Origin of the sequence: Burkholderia ambifaria AMMD, from assembly GCF_000203915.1 — a bacterium.
Classification (GTDB): Bacteria; Pseudomonadota; Gammaproteobacteria; order Burkholderiales; family Burkholderiaceae; genus Burkholderia; species Burkholderia ambifaria.
The window spans coordinates 1,067,163-1,089,970 of the sequence record NC_008392.1 but is presented as its reverse complement, the minus strand read 5'-3'; the positions used below and the strand labels follow the sequence as shown (position 1 = coordinate 1,089,970).

At 61.6% G+C, this 22,808-nt stretch carries 24 protein-coding genes; 14 read left to right on the top strand and 10 right to left on the bottom strand.

Translation table 11 applies throughout. The annotated features are described in order from the left end of the window. From BAMB_RS32155 to argH, 4 genes are all read right to left on the bottom strand, one after another. The gene (locus BAMB_RS32155) at positions 1–834 is read right to left on the bottom strand and encodes an ABC transporter substrate-binding protein (protein ID WP_041491826.1); all 834 of its coding nucleotides are present in this window, start codon (positions 832–834) and stop codon (positions 1–3) included. A 95-nt stretch (positions 835–929) separates the two neighbouring features. Beyond that, the gene (locus BAMB_RS32150; protein WP_041491825.1) at positions 930–1,733 is read right to left on the bottom strand and encodes an amino acid ABC transporter ATP-binding protein; all 804 of its coding nucleotides are present in this window, start codon (positions 1,731–1,733) and stop codon (positions 930–932) included. Further along, positions 1,730–2,623 carry an amino acid ABC transporter permease gene (locus BAMB_RS32145; RefSeq protein WP_011661328.1) on the bottom strand — a complete coding sequence of 298 codons (894 nt, stop codon included), beginning with the start codon at positions 2,621–2,623 and terminating at the stop codon, positions 1,730–1,732. Before BAMB_RS32145 ends, BAMB_RS32150 begins: the two co-directional genes overlap by 4 nt. Continuing rightward, on the bottom strand, positions 2,617–4,050 hold the full coding sequence (argH, locus tag BAMB_RS32140) for an argininosuccinate lyase (protein WP_011661327.1): 1,434 nt from the start codon (positions 4,048–4,050) through the stop codon (positions 2,617–2,619). Before argH ends, BAMB_RS32145 begins: the two co-directional genes overlap by 7 nt. A 126-nt stretch (positions 4,051–4,176) precedes the next feature. Between argH and BAMB_RS32135 the strand changes: the two genes are divergently transcribed. Continuing rightward, entirely contained in the window at positions 4,177–5,055 is an 879-nt protein-coding gene (locus tag BAMB_RS32135) for a LysR substrate-binding domain-containing protein (RefSeq protein WP_041491912.1), read from the top strand. A gap of 27 nt (positions 5,056–5,082) precedes the next feature. On the opposite strand, the gene BAMB_RS32130 is transcribed toward BAMB_RS32135, so the two are convergent. From BAMB_RS32130 to BAMB_RS34750, 5 genes are all read right to left on the bottom strand, one after another. Further along, on the bottom strand, positions 5,083–5,766 hold the full coding sequence (locus tag BAMB_RS32130; protein ID WP_227739244.1) for a GNAT family N-acetyltransferase: 684 nt from the start codon (positions 5,764–5,766) through the stop codon (positions 5,083–5,085). A gap of 96 nt (positions 5,767–5,862) precedes the next feature. Continuing rightward, positions 5,863–6,741: a PhzF family phenazine biosynthesis protein gene (locus BAMB_RS32125; RefSeq protein ID WP_011661324.1), complete on the bottom strand. Its 879-nt coding sequence runs from the start codon at positions 6,739–6,741 to the stop codon at positions 5,863–5,865. An 87-nt stretch (positions 6,742–6,828) separates the two neighbouring features. Continuing rightward, positions 6,829–7,377, bottom strand: coding sequence for an OsmC family protein (locus tag BAMB_RS32120; protein ID WP_011661323.1), 549 nt, complete (start codon positions 7,375–7,377; stop codon positions 6,829–6,831). 421 nt (positions 7,378–7,798) lie between these two features. Continuing rightward, positions 7,799–8,626: an SDR family NAD(P)-dependent oxidoreductase gene (locus BAMB_RS32115; protein ID WP_011661322.1), complete on the bottom strand. Its 828-nt coding sequence runs from the start codon at positions 8,624–8,626 to the stop codon at positions 7,799–7,801. 17 nt (positions 8,627–8,643) lie between these two features. Continuing rightward, the gene (locus BAMB_RS34750) at positions 8,644–9,537 is read right to left on the bottom strand and encodes an alpha/beta hydrolase (protein ID WP_127456162.1); all 894 of its coding nucleotides are present in this window, start codon (positions 9,535–9,537) and stop codon (positions 8,644–8,646) included. Positions 9,538–9,600: 63 nt separating this feature from the next. Between BAMB_RS34750 and BAMB_RS32110 the strand changes: the two genes are divergently transcribed. Further along, positions 9,601–10,218: a TetR/AcrR family transcriptional regulator gene (locus tag BAMB_RS32110; protein ID WP_011661320.1), complete on the top strand. Its 618-nt coding sequence runs from the start codon at positions 9,601–9,603 to the stop codon at positions 10,216–10,218. 72 nt (positions 10,219–10,290) lie between these two features. On the opposite strand, the gene gcvA is transcribed toward BAMB_RS32110, so the two are convergent. Next, complete coding sequence (gcvA, locus tag BAMB_RS32105; protein ID WP_011661319.1) at positions 10,291–11,220, bottom strand: transcriptional regulator GcvA; 930 nt, start codon at positions 11,218–11,220, stop codon at positions 10,291–10,293. Positions 11,221–11,527: 307 nt separating this feature from the next. Between gcvA and BAMB_RS32100 the strand changes: the two genes are divergently transcribed. The 12 genes from BAMB_RS32100 (at position 11,528) to BAMB_RS32045 (ending at position 22,778) form a co-directional block, all read left to right on the top strand. Then, a complete protein-coding gene (locus tag BAMB_RS32100) occupies positions 11,528–12,301 on the top strand; it encodes an SDR family NAD(P)-dependent oxidoreductase (RefSeq protein WP_011661318.1) in 774 nt (257 codons plus the stop codon). A 64-nt stretch (positions 12,302–12,365) separates the two neighbouring features. Beyond that, positions 12,366–12,647 (top strand): hypothetical protein, encoded by a 282-nt coding sequence (locus tag BAMB_RS32095; RefSeq protein WP_011661317.1) that lies wholly within the window; start codon positions 12,366–12,368, stop codon positions 12,645–12,647. Between the two features lie 60 nt (positions 12,648–12,707). Next, positions 12,708–13,052, top strand: a complete 345-nt coding sequence (locus tag BAMB_RS32090; protein WP_011661316.1) for a carboxymuconolactone decarboxylase family protein — start codon at positions 12,708–12,710, stop codon at positions 13,050–13,052. Positions 13,053–13,129: 77 nt separating this feature from the next. Beyond that, a complete protein-coding gene (locus tag BAMB_RS32085) occupies positions 13,130–13,798 on the top strand; it encodes a cupin domain-containing protein (RefSeq protein WP_041491824.1) in 669 nt (222 codons plus the stop codon). A 2-nt stretch (positions 13,799–13,800) separates the two neighbouring features. Beyond that, entirely contained in the window at positions 13,801–14,964 is a 1,164-nt protein-coding gene (locus BAMB_RS32080) for a flavin monoamine oxidase family protein (RefSeq protein ID WP_011661314.1), read from the top strand. A gap of 10 nt (positions 14,965–14,974) precedes the next feature. Further along, positions 14,975–16,201, top strand: a complete 1,227-nt coding sequence (locus BAMB_RS32075) for a bifunctional alpha/beta hydrolase/OsmC family protein (protein ID WP_011661313.1) — start codon at positions 14,975–14,977, stop codon at positions 16,199–16,201. Between the two features lie 40 nt (positions 16,202–16,241). Then, positions 16,242–16,994 (top strand): SDR family oxidoreductase, encoded by a 753-nt coding sequence (locus BAMB_RS32070; protein ID WP_011661312.1) that lies wholly within the window; start codon positions 16,242–16,244, stop codon positions 16,992–16,994. A 159-nt stretch (positions 16,995–17,153) separates the two neighbouring features. Beyond that, positions 17,154–18,185 (top strand): alcohol dehydrogenase, encoded by a 1,032-nt coding sequence (locus BAMB_RS32065; RefSeq protein ID WP_011661311.1) that lies wholly within the window; start codon positions 17,154–17,156, stop codon positions 18,183–18,185. A gap of 50 nt (positions 18,186–18,235) precedes the next feature. Then, positions 18,236–19,153 carry a cysteine synthase A gene (gene cysK / locus BAMB_RS32060; RefSeq protein WP_011661310.1) on the top strand — a complete coding sequence of 306 codons (918 nt, stop codon included), beginning with the start codon at positions 18,236–18,238 and terminating at the stop codon, positions 19,151–19,153. Between the two features lie 64 nt (positions 19,154–19,217). Continuing rightward, positions 19,218–20,117 (top strand): DMT family transporter, encoded by a 900-nt coding sequence (locus tag BAMB_RS32055; protein ID WP_045555001.1) that lies wholly within the window; start codon positions 19,218–19,220, stop codon positions 20,115–20,117. Beyond that, complete coding sequence (gene gorA / locus BAMB_RS32050) at positions 20,114–21,463, top strand: glutathione-disulfide reductase (RefSeq protein ID WP_011661308.1); 1,350 nt, start codon at positions 20,114–20,116, stop codon at positions 21,461–21,463. Before BAMB_RS32055 ends, gorA begins: the two co-directional genes overlap by 4 nt. Positions 21,464–21,521: 58 nt before the next feature. Then, positions 21,522–22,778, top strand: a complete 1,257-nt coding sequence (locus tag BAMB_RS32045; RefSeq protein WP_011661307.1) for a cystathionine gamma-synthase family protein — start codon at positions 21,522–21,524, stop codon at positions 22,776–22,778. The last annotated feature ends 30 nt before the right edge of the window (positions 22,779–22,808 follow it).

The following is a 22,808-nucleotide window of genomic DNA, read 5'->3' as shown; positions in this document are numbered from 1 at the left end:
TCAGTGGGTGCCGTTGACCATCGCCTTCGCGACCGCATGCTCCTGGAGCCCCCACTTCGCGAGCAGCTTCTGATACGAGCCATCCGCGATCAGCTGGTTGAGCGCCGTCGTCAGCGCGCCGCTCAGCGCGGTATTGCGCTTCGCGACGCCGATGCCCGTGTATTGCGACAGGAACGGCTTGCCCACCGGCGCATACGCGTTCTGCTCGAGGCTGTTCTGGTACGGCAGCGTTTCGCCGCCCTGCACGGCCGCGTCGATACGGTTCTGGCGCAACTGCATCCGCGCGTCCGACGAGCCGTCCGTACCGACGACGATGATCGCCGGCTTGCCGGCCTTCACGCAGTTCTCGGCGCTCCACGCGGTGGTGTTGTCGGGGAACGACGTGCGTCGGCTCGAGCCGACGCGCTTGCCGCACAGCGCGCCCATCTGCGCGAACTCGCCCGCGCGCGTCTTCAGCGTATAGAACTGCGGGCCGGTCTCGATGTAGTCGACGAACGTCACCGCGTCGCGGCGCGTCGGCAGGTCGGTCATGCCGGACAGGATCATGTCGACGCGCTGCGTCGCGACCGCGCTCATCATCTGGTCGAAGCTCGTTTCGACCCAGTTCAGCTTCGCGCCCATCTTCGCGGCGAGCGCCTCGCCGAGATCGACGTCGAAGCCCGCCAGCTTGTCGGTCGCCGGATCCTTGTATTCGAACGGCGGATAGTTCGGCACGATCGCGACGTTCAGCGTGCGTTTCGCGTTTGCCGATTGCGCGGCGGCGAACGATGCATGAAGCGCGAGTGCGCCGAATGCGACGGCGGCCAGCGTGCGGGTCAGGACGGATGCTTTCATGGGTGTCGCCTTGTCATGATGGAGGAATGGGGACGATGCCGCGCGCGTCGACGGCTCGATCGTTGGGGCGCTGCAAAACGGGGCGCCCGGCCCGGTCATGCAAGCACGGCGGAGATGAACTCGCGCGTGCGCGCATGCGTCGGCGCGGACAGCACCTGGCCGGGCGGCCCGCTCTCGACGATCCGGCCGCCGTCCATGAACACCACGCGGTCGGCCACCTCGCGCGCGAACCCGAGCTCGTGCGTGACGACGATCATCGTCATCCCGCTCTTCGCGAGGTCGCGCATCACGGCCAGCACTTCACCAACCAGTTCGGGGTCGAGCGCCGACGTCGGTTCGTCGAACAGGATCAGTTGCGGATGCATCGCGAGCGCCCGCGCGATCGCGACGCGCTGCTGCTGGCCGCCGGACAGCTCGACCGGAAACGCGTCGCACTTGTGCGCGAGCCCGACGCGCGCGAGCAGCGCGCGCGCTTCCTCCTCCGCTTGCGCGCGGCGGCGCTTGAGCACCTGCACCGGGCCTTCGATCACGTTCTCGAACGCGGTCTTGTGCGGAAACAGGTTGAAGCGCTGGAACACCATGCTCGTCGCCAGCCGCTGGCGCGCAACCTGACGCTCCGACAGTTCGTGGAGCCGGTCGCCGGCGCGCCGGTAGCCGGCCAGTTCGCCGTTGACCCACAGCGCGCCGGCGCTGATCGTCTCGAGCTGGTTGATGCAGCGCAGGAACGTGCTCTTGCCCGAGCCCGACGGGCCGATGATGCACAGCACTTCACCCGGCTCGACGTCGAGCGTGATGCCGTGCAGCGCCTGGAAATCGCCGTACGACTTGCGTACGTCGACCGCGCGAACGACCGCGTTGGTCATGACGTTCTCCCGAGGGTTGAGGGTCGTGTCGTTCATGTGCGGCCCGCCGCCCGGCCCGCGCCGCGCGCGAAACGCCGCTCGACGCGGGCCTGCGCGAGCGACAGCACGGTGACGATCGCGAGATACCAGATACCCGCGACGATCAGCAGCTCGATCACGCGGGCGTTCGCGTAATAGATGTTCTGCGCGTTGTGCAGCATCTCCGCGTACTGCACGACGCTCGCGAGCGACGTCAGCTTGACCATGCCGATCAGCTCGTTGCCGATCGGCGGCACGATCACGCGCATCGCCTGCGGCAGGATGATCCGGCGCAGCGCCTGCAGGCGCGCCATGCCGATCGATTTCGCGGCCTCGTACTGGCCCGTGTCGACCGACAGCAGCCCCGCCCGCACGACTTCCGACGTATAGGCCCCCTGATTGATGCCGAGCCCGAGCACCGCCGCGAGGAACGGCGTCATCACGTCGACGGTCCGGTATTCGGCGATACCCGGGATGCCGAGCGTCGGAAACACCAGCCCGAGGTTGAACCACAGCAGCAGTTGCAGGATCACCGGCGTGCCGCGGAACAACCAGATGTAGCCGTGCGCGATCGCGCCGAGCACCGGGTTCGACGACAGCCGCATCACCGCTGTGACGACGCCCAGCACGACGCCGAGCGTCATCGCGAGGACGGTCATCACGATCGTGTTGCCGAGCCCCGTCAGGATCGAGCGTGCGGTCAGGAACTGGCCGACGACGCGCCATTCGATCTGTCCGCGCGCGAACGCGACCGCCACATACGCGAGCGCGGCAATGATCGCGATCGACGCGACATAGCGGCCCCAGTAGCGCCGGCGCACGCGCACGAACCCGGCGATATCGTCCGCGGCGCGGGCGGCCGGCTCCGGCGTATCATCGAGACGGCCCGATTCGGATGCGCTCAGCATGACGGCCCCCGGTAGTCGGCTGCCCATGCGGACTGGCGTTCGATCGCGTCGCTCAGGCGGTCGATCTGCTCGCGCACGCGCGCGGGTGACGTGCCGCCCGCCCCGCCGCGGGCCGCGACGGCCGCGTCGAGCGTCAGGTGCGCGCGCACCGCGGGCGCGAGGCGGGTGTCGACGGCCTGCAACTGTTCCGCGCTCGCGTCGGCCAGCTCGATCCCGTCCCGCTCGCACGCGCGCACGAGCGTGCCGGTGATCTCGTGCGCCTCGCTGAACGGCACGCCCGTCAGCGCGAGCCAGTCCGCCACCTCGGTCGCGAGCGTGAAGCCGAGCGGCGCCTGGCGACGCATCTCGTCGACGTTCACACGCATCGTGCGGATCATCCCCGCCATCGCCGGCAGCACGAGTTCGAGCGTGTCGATCGAATCGAACGCCGCGATCTTGTCTTCCGCGAGATCGCGGTTGTACGCGAGAGGCAGCGACTTCAGCGTCGCGAGCAGGCCCGTCAGGTTGCCGATCAGGCGCCCCGCCTTGCCGCGCGCGAGTTCCGCGATGTCCGGGTTCTTCTTCTGCGGCATGATCGAGCTGCCGGTCGCATAGGCATCGTCGAGTTCCACCCAGCGGAATTGCCGCGACGTCCACAGGATCACTTCTTCCGACAGCCGGGACAGGTTCACGGCCAGCATGCTCGTGACGAATACGAATTCGGCGACGTGATCGCGCGCGGCCACCGCGTCGATCGAGTTCTCGCACGGCGCGTCGTAACCGAGTTCCCGCGCGGACAGCTCGGGCCGCACGCAGATCGCCGAGCCCGCGAGCGCGGCCGCGCCGAGCGGCGAACGCGCGGTGCGGCGGTCCCAGTCGACGAGGCGATCGACGTCGCGATACAGCGACTGCGCGTGCGCGAGCAACTGATGACCGAACACGATCGGCTGCGCGGGCTGCAGGTGGGTAAATCCGGCGGTTACCGTGTCGACGTGCCGGCTCGCCTGGCCGATCAACGCATCCTGCAGGTCGAGCACGCCGCGCACGAGCTGGCGGGCCTTGTCGCGCAGGTACAGGCGCAGGTCGTTCGCCGCCTGGTCGTTGCGCGAGCGCCCGGCGCGCAGCTTGCCGCCCAGTGCCGGCAGCCGCTGCGTGAGCACGCGCTCGAGGAAGGTGTGCACGTCCTCGTCCGCGAGCGACGGCGCGATCGCACCGGCCGCGTGGTCGCGCGCGATGCCGTCCATGGCGGCCAGCAGTTGTGCGAGCTCTTCGTCGTTCACGATGCCAGCGCGATTCAACTCGCGCGCATGCGCGCAGGAGCCCGCGAGGTCGTACGGCACGAGACGGAAGAAACTCGGATCGGAGCGCGACAAGTTCTGCAGCGCGTCGGACGGTTTCGACTGGAAGCGGCCGCCCCACAGGCGCTCGATCGGTTCGGTAAGGCTCATTGCGGTCGACCTCGATTCGGTTGGATTACCCCCACTGTAGGCATTCAATTTTTTTTGTTGTAGCGAGAAATTGAATCCGCTTTAATGAAATTTTTCTCAGCACCGTCGCCTGCGACGCGCCCGCCGATGCGCAACCGCCTGCCCCCGCTGAACCCGCTTCGCGCGTTCGAGGCTGCCGCCCGGTGCGGCACCGTGTCGGCCGCCGCCGACGAACTGCACGTGACCGCGAGCGCGGTCAGCCATCAGATCCGGATTCTCGAGAGCACGCTCGGCGTCGCACTATTCGTCAGATCAAAAGCCCGCGTGAAGCTCACGCCCGAAGGCGAGGCGTTGCTGGAACCGGTCGGCGCGGCGTTCGACATGATCGCGAACGCGACTGTCAGGCTCGATTCGCCGGCAGCCGCCGGCGATCTCGTCGTGTCGACGCCGCTGTCGCTCACGTCGCGCTGGCTCGCCCGGCACATCGGCGATTTTCTCGAGCGCTATCCGGGGATCCATCTGAAAGTGATTCCGTCGAACGACGATCGCGAGACCTACTCGCCCGACGTCGACGTATGCATTCGCTACGGGGAAGGCAACTGGCGAAACCGGCGCGTCGAGCTGCTCGCGCATCCGGCGCTGTTCCCGGTCGTGAGCCCGGCGTTGATGAACGGGCCCGATGCGATCCGCAAGGTGCAGGATCTCGCGGGACGCACGCTGTTCTGCGAGCACGCGGGCTCGTGGATGCGCTGGCTGGCGGAAGCGAACGCGGACAAGCTGCCGGGCATCCGCATTCTGGAAATCGGCAACGCGCACATCGGCGTCGAAGCCGCGGTGCACGGGCAAGGCGTCGCGCTCGGCGACAGCCTCTCCGTGCGCGACGACCTGCTCGACGGCACGCTCGTGCGGCCGTTCAGCGCGGCGGTGCCGTCGCGTCATGCGTACTATCTGGTCACGCGTCACGAGCTGGCCGATTCGCCGCTCGTGACCGCGTTCACGACGTGGTTGCGCGCCTGTCTGGCGTGACGCACAAGCGCGCGGCAGGGGACAGACTCAGGTAGCGAGACTCGCCAGGTCGTCCCATACCATCACGATGTTGTGCGATCGCCAGATCGGCCCCGGGTCGACATACTCGCCCGCCAACCGGCCGTCCAGCGACGCGTAAAAGGCGATCGCGGCATCGTTTCCCTTGACGACACTCAACGCCGCGCCCCGATATCGCATCGTCTGCAAATGCGTGGCGAGCCGGGCGAGCAGCGTGCGGCCGATGCCGCGACGCTTGAACCCGGGGTCGACATACAGGAACTTGATCTCGCCACGGCCGCCGAAAATCGGCTCCGACGGCGCGCCGGCCGCGCCGATTCCGACGATCGTGCCATCGATTTCCGCGACGAGCACCAGTTGGTCGCCATCGTTCGACGCCAGCTTCTCCCGCCATTTCCGGCCGCGATAGTGCACGTCGAGGACGGCATGCGCTTGCGCCGGCGCGAGATCGCGATAGGTATGCCGCCAGACCTTGACGTGAAAATCGGCGATCGCCTGCGCATCGGCGAGGCTGGCGGATCGGATGGATATTCCGGACATGGAAGCGTCTCTCGGGCGGCTTGGCGCGCGCGGGTGGCGCGGCGCACACGCCGGATTGTCGATGATCCGGGCGACGATGTCAGCATCTTGCGGGCATAGCGGATCGGCGTGGTACCGTTCCGCGTTGCGGCCGCTGTGCAGGAACCGCGTCAACGCTACCCGCTGCGGCCGCTCGAAGAGGTGTTCTGCCGTCCCGTGCTCCCACCCAGGCCTGCTTCTGACACACCGAATCGCGCAACCGGCAAGTCGTCAAATCGACAACTGACCGTCAATGCAAGTGACAGCAACTCCACCGACCTGGATGCGCTGATCGGTCACGGCCAAGCGGAGAACACCCGCCCGACCAACGACCTTGCCCTGCGATGCCAGGAACTCGCTGCCGAAGTGAGCAGTTTGGCCCGTATGGCGAATGAAGACGCCGACAGCGCCATTGCCGCTGCCGCAAACCGGATCTTCATTGACACCATGTGCCGGAGCAAATGCGCGAACCTCGATCCGGGAAGGCGCCTGTTCGTCGTACTCCCCGAAGATCACAACACCCGTTGCCTTGGCCTTGGTGTCTTGCACTTTCATGCGCTGCAGGTCGGGCTGGGTTGCTAGCACGGCCTGCGCATCAGCAAGCTGAGCGACGATCCAGCGTGCGCCGACGTCGATCAACCTGGGTTTGAACTGGCGGCACAATGAGCTACCGAGGATGGCGTCCAACTCATCGATCTGAGCATCGTCCAGCGGGGTGATCGTGGACTCCGGGAGATCAAACGAGATCCACTGTTCGCCATCGTCCTCGCGCGCCACCTTCAGGCTGATCAAGCCGGCGCTGCATTCCTGGATGAGCGTGCCTTCCTTTGCGCGGACGAGGCCCGCCTCGAGAAGCGCATGAGCGGTCCCGATGGTGGGGTGGCCGGCGAAGGGCAACTCGGCTCCGGGCGTAAAGATGCGAACTCGATAATCTGCCCTCGGGTCCAGGGTCGGCAATACGAAGGTTGTCTCCGACAGGTTCGTCCAATTGGCGATTTGCTGCATCTGTTCAGTGGTCAATCCATCGGCGCGCAACACAACCACGACAGGATTGCCTTTGAACCGTACGCTGGTGAAGACATCGACTTGCTTGAAAAGGATATTCGACATGGAAGGCCCTTGGAGCATTGAGATATTCGACAAACGCCGCCCGGAATCAATGACGAAGATCACAGCAACCCAGGCGGCGCACTCGCTCTACAGATTTTCGATAATGAATTCCGGAACCATTTTGATCGCGGTCGAGAAATTGGAGAAATTCGGCGACGTCTTCACGACAGCCCGATGCAATTCTTCCAACTGCTCGCGGGATGCATCGGACTTAACCCTGACCGTATAGTGTACCTCTTCGTACCCTGGCTTGACTGCCGGATCGATTCCGAGGAAACCACGAAGGTCCAGCTCGCCGACCGTTTCAATTTCCAGCTTGTCGAGCTTGATTCCCATGGCTGCTGCATTTGCTGCAAAACCTACTGACATACAGGCATTCAGAGCCGCCATCAAAAGCTCCTGCGGATTCGGCGCACTATTCTCTCCGAGAAGTTCACGTGGCTCGTCCGCGCTAATATCGAAATGGCGATCGAAAGTCTCGTCGAAAAGCACGTATTCAGATACGACGCCGACTGTCTTTGCTTGCCCCATCCATTTCGTCTTTACCTTGAATTTAGCGGTCGCGTTCTCTCCACTATTCTTGGCCTTATCAGCCATAGCGCCGAGCGCCACCAGATCAATTCCATTCATTTTCATCATTCCACCCTCTTTTCATTAACGCCTACGCTGGCATCCCACTACCGCGCTCGCGAAGTTGATCGTCCGTTGTTACGCTCCGTACGCGCCCCGGCAGCCTCACGCCGGTTCGTCCACCGAGGACATGACGAGGAGAATTCGTTTTTGTCTGTTGATACGACTCGTGATGAAGCTGGCTGGCGGTTGGCGTAGCGTAAGATTCGACGCTTTCTTTTCGTCTGGCAAACGAGATAAAGTTTTCCCTTCCGAAATAAAAACTTTCACGCCACCTCGACAACCGCCTCGCGCCGGCGACCCATGTCACCGCCGAACCGTTGCGGGCCTTGGTCGGACGCCACTTCATTTCGTCGCTGAATGGGGTGTACTGGTGCCGCACTTCGGCCTCGATGGACAGCCGCAACTCGCTCCATCTGAGCCAGATTCAACGTCGCGTCGAAATCTCGATTGCTTCCCTGACATCCTTCCCTTTGAAGCCAATAGCTTCGATCAGCGGACGGAACAACCCCGGGGCTTTGGCAATCAATGCGTTTTGTTTCGGCAGCACGACCATGTCTCTACGGTTCTCGATTCCGTTGACAATGCCATCCACCACGCTTTCGATCGAAATCATCTTCCAAATTCCACCCCGATTTCCTCCCCACAATTTCAATCCCGCCTTGTCGGAATGAACTTGTTCCATCATGGGAGTTTGGAAGAATGTGGGATGCACGCTTCCGACGTCCACCCCCATGTGTCGGACCTCGAGTCGAATGCTGTTACACATCGCCCATACCGCAGCCTTGCTTGCCGTGTAGTGGGCTTGCAACGGTGAATGAACGAAGGCAGCCATGGAAGAAACCGCCATAAGATAGCCTTGTCGTTGCGCCACGTATGGAATACTCGAACGGAACGTCCGCCAGACGCCGGTCAAGTTGATATCGATGACACGCTCGAAATTTTTGGGATCTGCCGAGATCAAAGGCTCGACGCAATCGATTCCGGCATTCGCGATCACGATGTCAATGCCGCCAAAATGCTCCGCAGCCGCGTTCATCGCGTCATTGACGCTGCTCATCGAACGGACATCGGTTTCAAACGCGAAGGCCGATTGCCCAAGTGCCTCTTGTTGCGCATGCAGCGCACGGCGGTCAATATCAAGGAGTGCGACTCGCGCGCCTTTGTCGACCAGCACACGAGCAAGGCCGCCCCCCAGCCCTCCGGTAGAGCCTGTTATGGCGACGACTCGGTTGCGAACATCATATTTTTTCATGGATTTCTCTCTATTTATTAATCAATGAATCTTTGAAGGAAGGTGATTTGATCGCTGACTGCCCGCTCAAACGCATAACCGACATAAATATCGAAATGTCCGAACGGATATATATTCACCAATCCTTTGGGTGCACGTTTTGCGTGACGCAACGTAGTACGCGTCGGCGCGACGGTATCAGGATCACAAACACAGAACAGCACCGGGCAGGCGATCCGTGAAGTCTTGCGACCGGGAAAATAGCGAATAATTTGAAGAGCGAACCGGGCGGCCACGTAGTTACGAAAGACGGCTGACATATCGTTCGGCACCAACTTCATGTAGCCGGGCTCGGCATCAGGAGCCACCATTAATGCAACCCCCCCTGGCTTCCCGGCTATCGGGATGGTCACCGGGTGCCCTCCCAACCATGCGCGGAATTGATCGCGGATCGCTCTGGCAGTTACCTTGATTAGCGATCCTAATGGTAAAGCGCAAACGGAAGCCAGCCCATCCGTGAACGGACACTGGGCAATGACCGCGGACACGTGAGCGTTGTCGGCCGCGATGGTCAGCGCATGCCCTCCCCCAAACGACGATCCCCAGACAATCAATCTCTCTGCGTCTACGTCGGTTCGTGTTCGAGCAAATGCTATCGCGGCCCTCCAGTCTTGTAGCTGCTTGCCTACATCGAGCAACTGCCGCGGCTCGCCGCCACTGCTGCCGAAGTGCCGATAATCAAACACCAGACAGGCAAATCCAGCCTCGCAGAATCTGTGAGCAAACGCATCCAGTCGCATTTCACGCGTGCCGCCCAGACCATGTGCCATCACGATCACCGGTGCCGGCCTGCTGGTGTCCGGAAGGTATAGCCAAGCTGCACAATCGTCCCCGTCAGAAGGGAACGTCACCTCAAGCCGCCGCATGAGCATCTCCGTGTAGTGAAATCCATTGTTGGAGTGGAATCTAAATTTGGAAAAAGGTAAAGTCAACCCATGGATACACCAACCCTGACCCGCACGCAGCGCCGAGCCGCTGAAATGCGGCGCACGCTCGTCGACATTGCGGAGGACCTCCTGATCGAAGGAGGTGTGGCTGCCGTGACGGCTGAAGAGGTCGCGCGTCGCGCGGACGTTTCCCTTCAAACTGTTTACAACCGAATCGGCCGCAAACCTGCGCTGCTCATGGCCATCGCCGAGCGGGCCATGCAGGAAAATCACGCGTTCATTGACGAGGCGTATAGCGCCTCCGGTACGGCAGAAGAACGCGCGTTAAGCGTGTTCAACGCGTATGTGCGTTTCGCATTCGAGCGTCCGCAACAGTTTCGTATCCTCGCCAATCCACCGGATGAACCGGAAGCGATCGAACGCATCGCGTCGATGGCGCGTCAGCAAAACGCGAAATTGGAAAGCATTATTCGGGACGGGATCGCGGCTGGCGACTTTCATGCAGACCTGGAACCTGAAAGTGCTGCCAACGCGCTGTGGGCAATGATGGACGGTGTCCTCTGCCTGGCCTTGCGAAGTGACGCCATGCGGCCAAACAATGTTGCCCCTGAAAATTTGGTCCGCGAAACGTGGAAAGTGCTGGCGCGCGGTATACAAGCTCGCTGATCCGAACAACGCTCAGCGAATGCCAGAGGAAAGGTATGCGGCGGCGATACAGGTAAGCGCCGGATCTTTCGATCAGGGACTTGTTCCGTCATGCTGCGTCGCCTCGGCGAGCAACCAGTCACGAAAGGCGACCAATCTCGGCAAGCTGGCGCACTCCGGCCGATAAACGACGTAGTAGGCCAACTCGGACGCAACGCTGATATCCGGGAATAATCGAACCAATCGTCCGCTCGCAAGATCATCCCGCGCCATGACGCTGCGTGCGAGCGCAATGCCGTGTCCCTCGATCGCAGCCTGGAGCACCGCGGCGGAATTGTTGATCTGCATGCCGCGCGTGGGAGGCGCGTTCGTCACACCGGCTTTCTTCATCCATACCTCCCAAGTCGGAAAGCCTGCGTGGCCGTCCATCGACAAGTCGTGGATCAAGGTCTCGCGCACGATGTCTGCCGGTTTGCGCAGACGCCAATGCTGCCGCAGCAGTTCCGGTGAGCAGACCGGATAAACCTCCTCGTCCATCAGCTTGTCCGCCTTGAGGCCCGACCAGCTTCCCATCCCATAGCGCACACCGATATCGATCCGCTGGGCCACGAAATCGACTGACTTATGGTTCGTATCCAGGCGCACGTCCGTGTCAGGCCATGCGGCCTGGAACCGATCGATGCGGGGTAACAGCCACTTGGCGGCAAACGCCGGGCTGACCGTCACGGTGAGCACACCGCTGGTCGAGATCTCCTGCAACCGCTCCAAACCCAGCGTCAGCCGGTCGAAACCGGCCCTGATATCCGGCAACGCGCGTTCGGCCATCTCCGTCGGGACGAGCCTCGCTCGCCCGCTGGTGCTTCGAAGAAACAACGGCGTGCCCAACCAATCCTCGAGTGTGCGCACCAATTGCCCGACCGCTGCCGGTGTGACGTTCAGTTCCACCGCAGCCGCAGAGAAGCTCTGATGGCGAGCGCTGGCCTCAAAGGCCCGTAATGCGTTGAGATGGACGGGAGATTTCATGGAGACAAAGTTTTTCTTTCAACATCGGACACTTTATCTCGTTTGTCGCCGGATGCAAACAGGCAAAGAATTACTCCCATGTCGACGGTCAGCAGCTTCCGCCCGCGACGTGGTCGCAATGCAAATACGGGAAAAAGCAGCACCCATTTATCTGTTCGCATTGGTTCCGATGGCGGCTGGCGGAAGCCCGGACAGTCGCAGTCTGCCGCACCGGCGGGGCATCGAAGTAGCGGGCCGCCCGCGCCGTGCGAGTTTTTCTTCTAGTCCAACACCTGCCCATCGGCGGGTATACAACAGAGGTTTCGAGATGAGCAACCAATTCAAGGGCAAGAAACTGCTGGTCGTCGGCGGTACCAGTGGCATGGGCATGCAGTCGGCGCGCATGGTGCTGGCCGAAGGCGGCAGCGCAGTAATCGTCGGCAATCGTCCGGAGAAAACGGAAGAAGCGCGAGCGGAACTGGCCAAGCTCGGCCAAGTATGGGCAGTGACCGCAGACCTGTCCAGCGACGACGGCGTAGCGACGCTGCTCAAAACCATCGACGAACAGCACGCCGACATCGATCTGCTGGTCAATGCCGCGGGTGTGTTCTTCCCCAAGCCTTTCCTCGAGCATACCGGCGCGGATTATGACCAATACATGAAGCTGAACAAGGCGTTCTACTTCATCACGCAGAAGGTCGCCGCCAATCTGGTCGCCAACGGCAAGCCGGGCGCAATCGTCAACATCGGTTCGATGTGGGCAAAGCAGGCCATCGCAGCCACGCCGTCGTCCGCCTATTCGATGGCGAAGGCCGGTCTGCACTCGCTGACCCAGCACCTGGCGATGGAGCTCGCGCCCAAGCACATCCGTGTCAATGCCGTGTCGCCGGCGGTCGTTCAGACCCCCATCTACGAGGGCTTCATCCCCAAGGCGGAAGTCCACACCGCACTGCAAGGGTTCAACACGTTCCACCCGATCGGCCGCGTGGGTACGCCGCAAGACGTCGCGGAAGTCGTCGCTTTCCTGCTCTCGGACAAGGCGAGCTGGGTCACCGGCGCGATCTGGGATGTCGACGGCGGCGTGATGGCCGGCCGCAATTGAGGTACGGCGCACACGAGCGCCGCGCAGGTTCGCATCAACTTCCACTTATCAAGGAGAACTGCAAATGGTCTATCTGCAAATTACGCTGAAGGTCGCCCAAGGCAATCGCGCTGCAGCTGCCGGTATTTATCAGAAATACAAGGCGCCGTTCCTCGAGACCATCGCGGGTGCGAAATCCAAGGAACTGTTGGTGCGTGACGACGATGTCCAGGTGCTGCATGGTTTCGATACCGAAGCGCATGCGAGCGCTTATCTGCAAAGCGAGTTGTTCAACGCCGACGTCGTGGGCGCCCTCAAACCGCTGCTGGATGCCGCACCCGATGTGCGCATTTACCAGACGGTGTAATTCCATGTCGCCGGGCCATGCTGACACCCGGCGTCTCAATTCTCAACAGGAGCAAAAGCCATGATGCAAGACTGGAATTCCTACCGTGACAACCTGCTCGAGCGTGTGGGCGATTATGCGAAGCAGAGCCCCGAGGTCGTGCGCGGCCTGATGACAATCGACAACGCCGCCGCGAAGACCGGCCATCTGGAAGCGAAGATGCACGAGCTGATCGCGCTGGCCGTGGCCGTGACCACGCGTTGCGACGGCTGTATTTCGGTTCACACCAAGAAGGCCGTCGAGGCCGGTGCGTCGCTGGAGGAGATCTCCGAGGCGCTCGGCGTTGCGATCGCCCTCAACGCAGGTGCTGCGCTGACCTATTCGGCGCGCGTCATCGAGACCTATCAGCAATTGCCCAACAAGTAAGCAGTACGAAAATGAGCTGGCCGCTCGACGATGAGACGGCCAGCCCACATTTTTCGATCCGATGTCTGGAAGAACCCATGCTAATCAACGCCGATTTCTCGCGCCGCGCGATCGTCACGCCACACGAATACCAATGGGTCGCGTCGCCCCAAGGGGGCGTCGAACGCGTCATGCTGGATCGTGTGGGCGCGGAGAAAGCGCGAGCAACGAGTATCGTACGTTACGCCCCAGGTTCACATTTCCCGCGCCATCAGCACCCAGCCGGCGAGGAAATCCTCGTGCTCTCAGGCACGTTCTCTGACGAAGGCGGCCACTATCCGGCAGGTTGGTATCTCCGTAATCCGCCCGGCTCCTGTCATCAGCCCTCGAGTCGTGAAGGCGCCATGATCTTCGTCAAGCTACGTCAGATGCCGTTACATGAGGCGCGCCGTGTCCGCGTGGACACCCGTGATCCAGCCGCTTGGCGCAGGCAGAACGGCCGCGAGGTCTGTCCACTGTTTGCCGACGACGCCGAACAAGTCTGCTTGCACCGCATGGCGCCGAATGATGCTCTCGTCGCGGCGCAGGGAGACGGTGCCGAACTACTCGTCCTGACGGGTGCCGTGGTGGCCGAGGGCGAAATTTACGGTCGCGGCAGCTGGATCCGCGTTCCCGCCGACGACTCCCTCCACGTCGTTGCTGCTTCTCAGGGAGCCACTGTTTATCTCAAGACTGGTCTTCCGGTCGCCATCGGAGCGGAAGTATAGCCATGCAAACAGCTCGCATTGCCATCATCGGCGCAGGATTGAGCGGCCTTTATGCCGCCTGGTTGCTCGAGCGCCAGGGCATCCGGGACTACGTGCTGTTGGAAGCACGCGATACGCTCGGCGGCCGGATCATCTCCGTCCCGGGCCCGGGACAGGCTTCAGCCGACGCCGATTTCACTGCGGACGCGATCGACCGCTTCGACCTTGGGCCCACCTGGTTTTGGCCCGAGTATCAGCAGGAGCTGCGACGCCTCGTCGACGCGTTGGGCCTGGAACAGTTCGAGCAGTTCGAAACGGGCGACATGATGGTGGAGCGCTCACCTGATGAGCCACCGGTGCGCATGCGCGGCTATGTCAACTCGCCGGCCTCGATGCGCGTGATCGGCGGCATGAGCTCGCTAGTGGATCGCCTACGCCGGGCACTGGATCCCCAGCGGGTTATCACCGGCCAGTCGGTGAACCGCATGCGCATCGTGGACGGGGATGTCGAGCTGGATAGTGAAGATGCTCCCGGCGGCTTCACGACGTGGCGCGTCGCACAAGTGTTGCTCGCGCTACCGCCCCGCCTCGCCGAGAACACCATCGCGTTCGAGCCGGAGCTTCCACCCATGCTGGCCCGGCAATGGCGCGCTACGGCGACCTGGATGGCTCCCCACGCAAAGTACATCGCGATCTACGATACCCCGTTCTGGCGCGATCAGGGACTGTCCGGCGAAGCCCGCAGCGCGCGCGGGCCGTTGGGAGAAATTCACGACGCCTCGATGCCCGGCGGCAGCGCGGCACTGTTCGGCTTCTTCGGTGTGCCCGCCCAGGTTCGCCAGAACGTATCCGACGAAGTGCTGTGCATGCATAGCCGCGCGCAGTTTGTGCGCCTGTTCGGCCCGGCGGCAGCCACGCCCCGCGCGGAATTCATCAAGGATTGGGCACAGGAACCCTATACGGCCACGTCCGCAGACCTCGTCGCTGCGAACGCGCATGCCGCCGCCCCTGTCGCGACGGTTTCCTCCGGCCCATGGAGCGGGCGCCTGACCGGTATCGCCAGCGAATGGTCACCCCACTTTCCCGGCTATCTGGCCGGCGCGGTGGAGGCCGCCGGGTTAGGTGTGCAGACGCTCGTTTCGCGCATTGCGACAGCAAACACTTCTTTGACGATCGCGTCTCACTGAGGAGATGATCATGGCGGAGCAACGTTTCGATTTTCACGGCGCGCACGGAACCCTTCTGTCCGGCCGGCTCGAAAGCCCACAGACCACGCCACGCGGTTGGGCGATTTTCGCTCACTGCTTCACGTGCGGTAAGGACAGCGTCGCTGCAGCACGCATTGCCCGAGCCCTTGCGTTGAGCGGAATCGGCGTGCTTCGTTTCGATTTCGCTGGCTTGGGCGGTAGCGAAGGCGAGTTCGCTAACTCCACTTTCGCGGCCGATGTCGATGATCTCGTGGCGGCCGGCCGCGCCATGGCCGCCTCAGGCCGCGCGCCTTCCCTGCTGATCGGTCATAGCCTCGGCGGCGCGGCCGCGTTGGCCGCCGCGGCCGATATGCCCTCGGTGCAGGCTGTCGCAACGATCGGCGCCCCTTCGAGCGTCGAACACGTTCTCGGGCTGTTCGGGAGCGATTCGCTCGCGCAAATCGAAGCTGACGGTGAAGCCGAGGTTCTGCTTGCTGGACGCCCGTTCACGTTCCGAAAGTCGTTTCTCGACGATGCGCGCCAACAGAAGCTGGAGGATCGCATTGCACATATGCACAAGCCCTTGCTTGTGATGCATGCGCCCGGTGATCGTATTGTGGACATTCAACATGCAACGCGAATCTTCGTCGCCGCGCACCATCCGAAGAGCTTCGTGTCGCTCGACGACGCCGACCATCTGCTGACTCGGAGGCCGGATTCGGACTACGTCGCGTCGGTGGTCGCGGCTTGGGCCGTACGCTACCTGCCCGCGGTAGCCGCCGATATACCCGATATTTCCGAGGGAGATGGTGTATTGGCCGAGGAAACAGGCAAGGGTCTGTTTCAGTTGGCCATGCGCAGCGGAAAGCATCAGTTCCTGGCCGACGAACCGGAGTCCGTTGGCGGGATGGCAAGCGGACTATCGCCTTACGAGTTCGTCTGTGCCGCGCTCGCCGCATGTACGGTCATGACCATGCGCATGTACGCGCGCCGAAAAGGCATTCCGCTCGTGCGTGCATCTACCCGTGTGACGCATAGCAAGCGCCCCGATCAGACACCCGCCGACCTGTTCGCTCGGACGATCTCCCTCGAGGGGCCACTCGACGACGAGCAGCGGCAGAAACTCCTGGCGATTGCCGACCGGTGCCCCGTTGATTTGACGCTCGTTCGCGGCTCGGATGTCAGCACCACGCTCGAAGCGGAAAGCGAAAAACTGGTGATCCAATCGAATGATTAGGACGTTCTCCTGACAATCTACTCATATCAACGAATTGACCATGAGATTAAAGGGTAAAACCGCGTTGATTACCGGCGCAACCAGCGGCATCGGTCTGGCTACCGCCGAGTTGTTCGTGCGCGAGGGCGCGCAGGTAGCGATCACCGGCCGCGACGAGGCACGGCTGAAGCGTGCGCGCGCGAAGCTGGGCGGTGCGGTCACGACCATCCAGGCCGACGTGCGCAACAGCGAGGACATGAAGCGGATGGCCCGACAGGTCGCGGACGCCTTTGGCGACGACGGGCTGGATGTCTTTTTTGGCAATGCCGGTGTGGCGTTCTCCACGCCGCTGCTGACCACGGATGAGGCCCGCTTTGACGAACTGCTGGCAGTCAACGTCAAGGGGCTCTTCTTCTCCATGCAGGCCGTGACACCCGTGCTGCGCGATGGGGCGTCGGTGATTCTCAATTCTGCATGGCTCAACAATGTTGGCATGGGCGGTTTCTCGGCGCTTGCTGCCACGAAGGCGGCGGTTCGCTCGTTCGCGCGCTCGTGGTCCTGCGAATTGCTGGATCGCAAGATACGGGTCAATGCCGTCAGCCCCGGCGCGGTCGATACGCCAATCTTCGAGTTGGAAGGTGCAACGCCCGCGCAGCTGGCTGAGACGAAACGTCAGATGTCCTTACAGATTCCGGCCGGCCGCATGGGGGAGCCGATGGAAATTGCCCAGGCCGTGCTATTCCTTGCCAGCGATGATTCACGCTACATGATGGGCGCCGAAATCGTCGTCGATGGCGGATTCGCGCAGCTCTGAGAACTTGAGCCGCGCGGAGCACGCAGCTCGCGGACCTGCTTCGAACCAGGCCCGAATGTCCGACTTCGATCGAGCATGGTCGACGCCCCACACCCGGCGTCTGGCCTTGCCAGTGCGCTAATGCCTTCATACCTTTCGACCACACCAGGAGCAACGATCATGAAAACCGTCTACCGTGCGATGCAAATAACGCGCCCCGGCTTCCTTGAACTAGTGGAACGTCCGACACCGACGCCGGGCACCGGCGAAGTGCTGATCGAAGTAGAAGCCTGCGGCATCTGCGGCGCCGACGTCGGCGACGTCGAAGGCGCCAGTACGGAAGTACAACCTCCGCGTGTGCCCGGTCACGAGGTGGTCGGACGCATCGCCGCGCTCGGCACGCATGTTCCCTCCATCTGGAAGGTGGGTCAGCGCGTGGGGGTTGGTCGCCTGGGTGGACATTGCAACGAATGTGTCCAGTGCCGAAAGGGACACTTTCAGCTCTGCCAGAATCAACCCTTCGTCGGTGCAACATCCGACGGTGGGTATGCCGAAATGATGCTGGCCCGCGCTACCGGGCTGGTTTCTATTCCGGACGAACTCGATGCCGAGGAAGCGGCGCCGATTCTCTGCGCCGGGATCGCCACGTTCAACGCGCTGAAGAAGTGCGGTGCCCAAGCTGGCGACACCGTCGTCGTCCTGGGTATCGGCGGCTTGGGACATATGGCGCTGCAATACGCACGCCGCATGGGCTTCCGAGTCGTCGCTGTCGGACGAGGCAACGACATTGCCGATGACGCGCTGGCGCTCGGCGCACACATCTACATCGACACCGAGCAGGAAGATGCAGTGGCCAAGCTCGGCAGCATGGGCGGCGCGCAGGCCATTTTGACCACGATCGCTCATCCGGGCACCGTGTCGGCGCTGATGGCCGGCCTCGCACCACAAGGACGGTTGGTACTACTGGGCGCCGGCAAGGATCCGTTGCCTGTTTCGACCGGCCAAATGGTCGTGGGCGAGCGAAGCATGCTCGGCTCCATCACCGGCACGCCGTACGAAAATGAGTCGACGCTTGCGTTTAGCGTGCTGGCTGGTGTTCGTCCGAAGATCGAGGTCATGCCGCTGGAACAGGCCAATGACGCATACCGCCGGATGAAATCGGGCGACGTCAAGTTTCGCATGGTCTTGACAACGAGTGCACACCGCAAGTGATGCCGGATCTGCTTCACGTGTAACCACTCATCTTTCGCCTTCCAGACATCATGAAATTCGACAACGTCCTGCAGACTATTGGCAATACCCCGATCATCCGCATGAATCGCCTGTTTGGCGCAGACGCCAACGTATGGATCAAGTCCGAGCGCGGCAATCCGGGTGGCTCCATTAAAGATCGAATTGCGCTCGCGATGATCGAGGAGGCGGAAAGATCCGGGAAGCTCAGACCGGGCGGCACCATCATCGAACCCACCAGTGGCAACACCGGGGTGGGACTGGCGGTGGTTGCCGCCGTCAAAGGTTACAAGCTGGTTCTCGTGATGCCGGAAAGCATGTCCATCGAACGCCGCCGCCTCATGCTGGCATACGGCGCAACCTTCGATCTCACGCCCAGGGAATTGGGCATGAAAGGTGCCATCGATCGCGCACGCGAACTCGCCGAAGAGACGCCCGGCGCCTGGATGCCGCAACAGTTCGAGAATCCTGTCAACGTCGCGGCACATGAGGCCACTACCGCGCAGGAAGTACTCAATGACTTTCCCGATGGGCTGGACGCCCTCATCACGGGAGTCGGCACCGGCGGACATTTGACCGGTGTGGCCAAAGTACTCAAAGCGCGATTCCCGAATCTGAGGGTATTTGCCGTGGAGCCGTCGGCCTCGCCCGTACTCTCCGGCGGCCGCCCTGCTCCCCACACGCTTCAAGGTCTTGCGCCGGGTTTCGTACCCGGGAATCTTGACACCAGCTTGCTGGACGGCGTCATTCAAATCGACGACGGTCCAGCTCGCGATTACGCACGTCGAGCCGCACGTGACGAAGGCTTGCTGATCGGCATCTCGTCCGGTGCCACGCTAGCGGCGATTGCGCATCAGCTACCCGAGTTGCGCAGCGGCGCTCGCGTGCTCGGATTCGCCTACGATACCGGCGAACGCTATCTTTCCGTGGAAGGTTTCCTTCCTATTTAGATAGCTTTCCTATTTTTGTCAGCGATATGAACATCTGATACCAGGAGCAGACAACGTGGAGGAAATGGAAATTCGGTCCGTCAATACCACCAGCACGCGGGCATCCTGGTGGCTGGCGGGCGTGACGGCCATCGCAATGCTTGCGTTTTCGGGAAATTCACTTCTCACGCGAATGGCCTTACAGAAAACGCCCCTTGATCCGGCCACGTTCACAGCTGTAAGGCTCGCAACGGGCGCGGCGACACTAACGCTCATCGTGTACGTCACCGGGAAACGACCAACCGTGTCTGTACATGGTGTGTTGTCCGGCACCTTGTTGTTCATCTACGTTGCAGCCTTCTCCTTCGCCTATCGCGGTATCGATACGGGCGCCGGCGCATTGATCCTGTTCGTTTCGGCACAATTGATGATGCTCGGCTTTGGATACGTCAAAGGCGAAAAAACCAGTCTATTGGGTGTTGCGCTGGCGGTGACAGGTCTTTTCATCTTTCTCGCGCCCTCCCATTCCGCACCACCATTGCGCTACTCGGCACTCATGCTCGGGGCGGGAATTGCTTGGGGGGCATTTTCTCTCATTGGTCGCTCGAACAGCTCATCCATCGTTGGGACGGCAAATAGCTTCCTGCTGGCACTGCCGCTGGCCGTCGTCCTGCTATGGGTGTGTCGACATGATCTTCGAACCAGTACAGAAGGACTGACGTACGCCGCGATTTCTGGCGCCGTCACTTCGGGGCTCGGATATGTGATGTGGTACTGGGTCCGGGTTCGCACGCCCGCCATCATCGCCGGCACGGTGCAGCTTTCGGTTCCGGTGCTGAGCGCCGTCCTCGGCGTTGTCGTTCTGGGTGAAGCGCTGCCGGTGCATAGCGCGGTGGCGGCAGTCGTCGTGCTACTCGGCGTCATGCTGACGATGAGGACGACCCGTGCTACCACAAAGCCGTCGATAAGGAGAAACTCCATATGAAGCGTTACGACTACATCGCGATCGGTGGCGGAAGCGGCGGCATTGCCTCCGTCAACCGCGCTGCCATGCATGGAAAGAAATGCGCGCTGATCGAGGCGAAAGAAATCGGTGGCACCTGCGTCAACGTGGGTTGTGTTCCCAAGAAAGTCATGTGGTACGCGGCGCATATCGCGGATGCGATCCGCCACTATAGTTCCGACTACGGATTCAATGCCGAAATAGAGCGATTCGACTGGGCGACCCTGGTGAAAAACCGGAGCGCGTATATCGATCGCATCCACGCGTCCTATGAAACCAGTTTGGACCGGAATAAGGTCGATGTGATCGCAGGCTTCGGCCGATTCGTCGATACACGGGTCGTCGAAGTCGATGGCGAGCGAATGACCGCCGATCACATTCTCATCGCAACGGGTTGTCGACCATCGCGCCCTGACATCCCCGGCGCGGAACACGGCATCGATTCGGACGGTTTTTTCGCATTACGAGAAATGCCTGCCCGCACAGCCATTATCGGTGGTGGCTACATCGCGGTGGAACTAGCCGGCGTGCTCAATGCGCTCGGCTCGCAGACACATCTGTTTGTGAGAAAAAATACACCCATGCGCCACCTCGATCCATTGCTCTCCGACACCCTGGTGGAAGTGATGAAGTCTGACGGGCCGACGCTGCATACACATGCGATCCCGAAAGCGATCCACAAAAACCCGGACGGAAGCTTGACGCTGCAGCTTGAAGGTGGTGAAAGCTACATCGCGGATTGCATCGTCTGGGCGATCGGACGCGAGCCCCATACCGATGACCTGAATATACGGGCGACAGGCGTCGCTATCGACGACCGCGGTTACGTGATCGTCGACAAATATCAGAACACCACCGTCCCCGGCATCTATGCAGTCGGCGACATCACTGGGCTCCTCGACCTCACGCCGGTCGCCGTGGCCGCTGGGCGGCGCCTGTCGGAACGCTTGTTCAACAACAAGCCGCACGAACATCTCGACTACAACAACGTACCCACAGTGGTATTTAGCCATCCGCCGATCGGCACCGTGGGGCTAACCGAGCCCGAGGCACGGATGAAGTACGGCGATGATGGAGTCAAGGTCTATCAGGCTACCTTCACCTCGATGTATTCAGCTGTAACCCGGCACCGACAACCGGCTCGCATGAAGCTCGTATGCGTGGGCCCGGATGAGAGAATCGTCGGTATACATGGTATCGGGTCAGGTATGGACGAAATTCTTCAAGGTTTCGCGGTCGCATTGAAGATGGGGGCGACGAAGCGAGATTTCGATAACACGGTGGCCATTCATCCAACCGCTGCGGAAGAGTTCGTGACGATGCGTTAGAGCCGCGTGACCCGCAACATCAGCACGACCCCTCCCAATCAATAGCCAAAGGACTTGGATGAATACTGCGAAAAAAGGTGGGCTCACTACCACCATCGTCCATCGAGATCGCCGAATCGGTATGGAGCACGGCGCGCTGAGGGCGCCGGTTCATACGTCAGCTCAGTATGGCTTCGAAAACGTCGAGGATCTGATCGGCATTTTTCAAGGCACGAAGAAAGGCAGCTTCAACTACTCGCGTCAGGGCACACCGACCACCGCCCTGCTCGAAGCCAAGATCAATGAACTCGAAGGTGGCGTAGGAACCGTGTGCTTTGCCACCGGCATGGCCGCGATCGCCGCGGTGTTTATGACGCTACTTCGTGCGGGTGACCACCTTGTTGCAAGTCGCCATATATTTGGCAACACGAATAGCCTGCTCGGAACGTTACAGCAGCTGGGAATTTCCGTGTCCATGGTGGATATGACATCTACCCATGCATTGGCCGATGCGATCACGCCTGCGACGAAGATGGTTTTCGTCGAAACGATCGCCAATCCGGGAACGCAAATCGCGGACTTACCCGGCATCGGGATGCTATGCGCGAAACACGGGCTCATCTACGTCGTCGACAATACCATTACATCGCCCGCGCTATTCAAACCCGCAAGTGTGGGAGCCAGCCTTGTGATCAACTCGCTGAGTAAAACCCTTTCAGGCCACGGCACGGCCCTGGGAGGGGCCGTAACGGATCCAGGGCAATTCGATTGGAGCAGCTACGTCAATATCGCTCACGAGTATCGCAGCGCGCCGCCGCAGCAACAGGGATTGCGCCAGATCCGCAAGAAGGCACTCCGCGACATGGGCGCAGCCCTGTCGTCGGAGCATGCAAACCTGATTTCGATCGGTATGGAAACGTTGGCGCTGCGAATCCGTCAAAGTAGCGAAAGTGCGCAGGCGCTCGCCGAATATCTCTCGTCGCACCCTGCGATTGCAAGAGTGAACTATCCCGGATTACCAGACCATCCTCAACATGCACGTGCCGCAGCGCTCTTTAGCGCGAATGCGTGGCTGATGTCGTTTGAACTACGCGACGCCGGCAGCACAAACGCCTTCCTCAATGCATTGCAGATCCCGATCAAGGCGACCGGATTGGGCGACACTCGAACACTTGTCATTCCGGTGGCATCGACGATCTTCTGGGAGGCCGGGCCTGCGAAGCGCAAGGAGATGGACATTCCGGATGGTCTCGTTCGAGTCTCCGTTGGGTTGGAGGAAGTCACGGACCTGATCGCGGACTTCGCTCGTGCACTCGAGTCGATGTCCTCACGATAAGAGTAAGCGATCGACGATCCCCCCTGTACC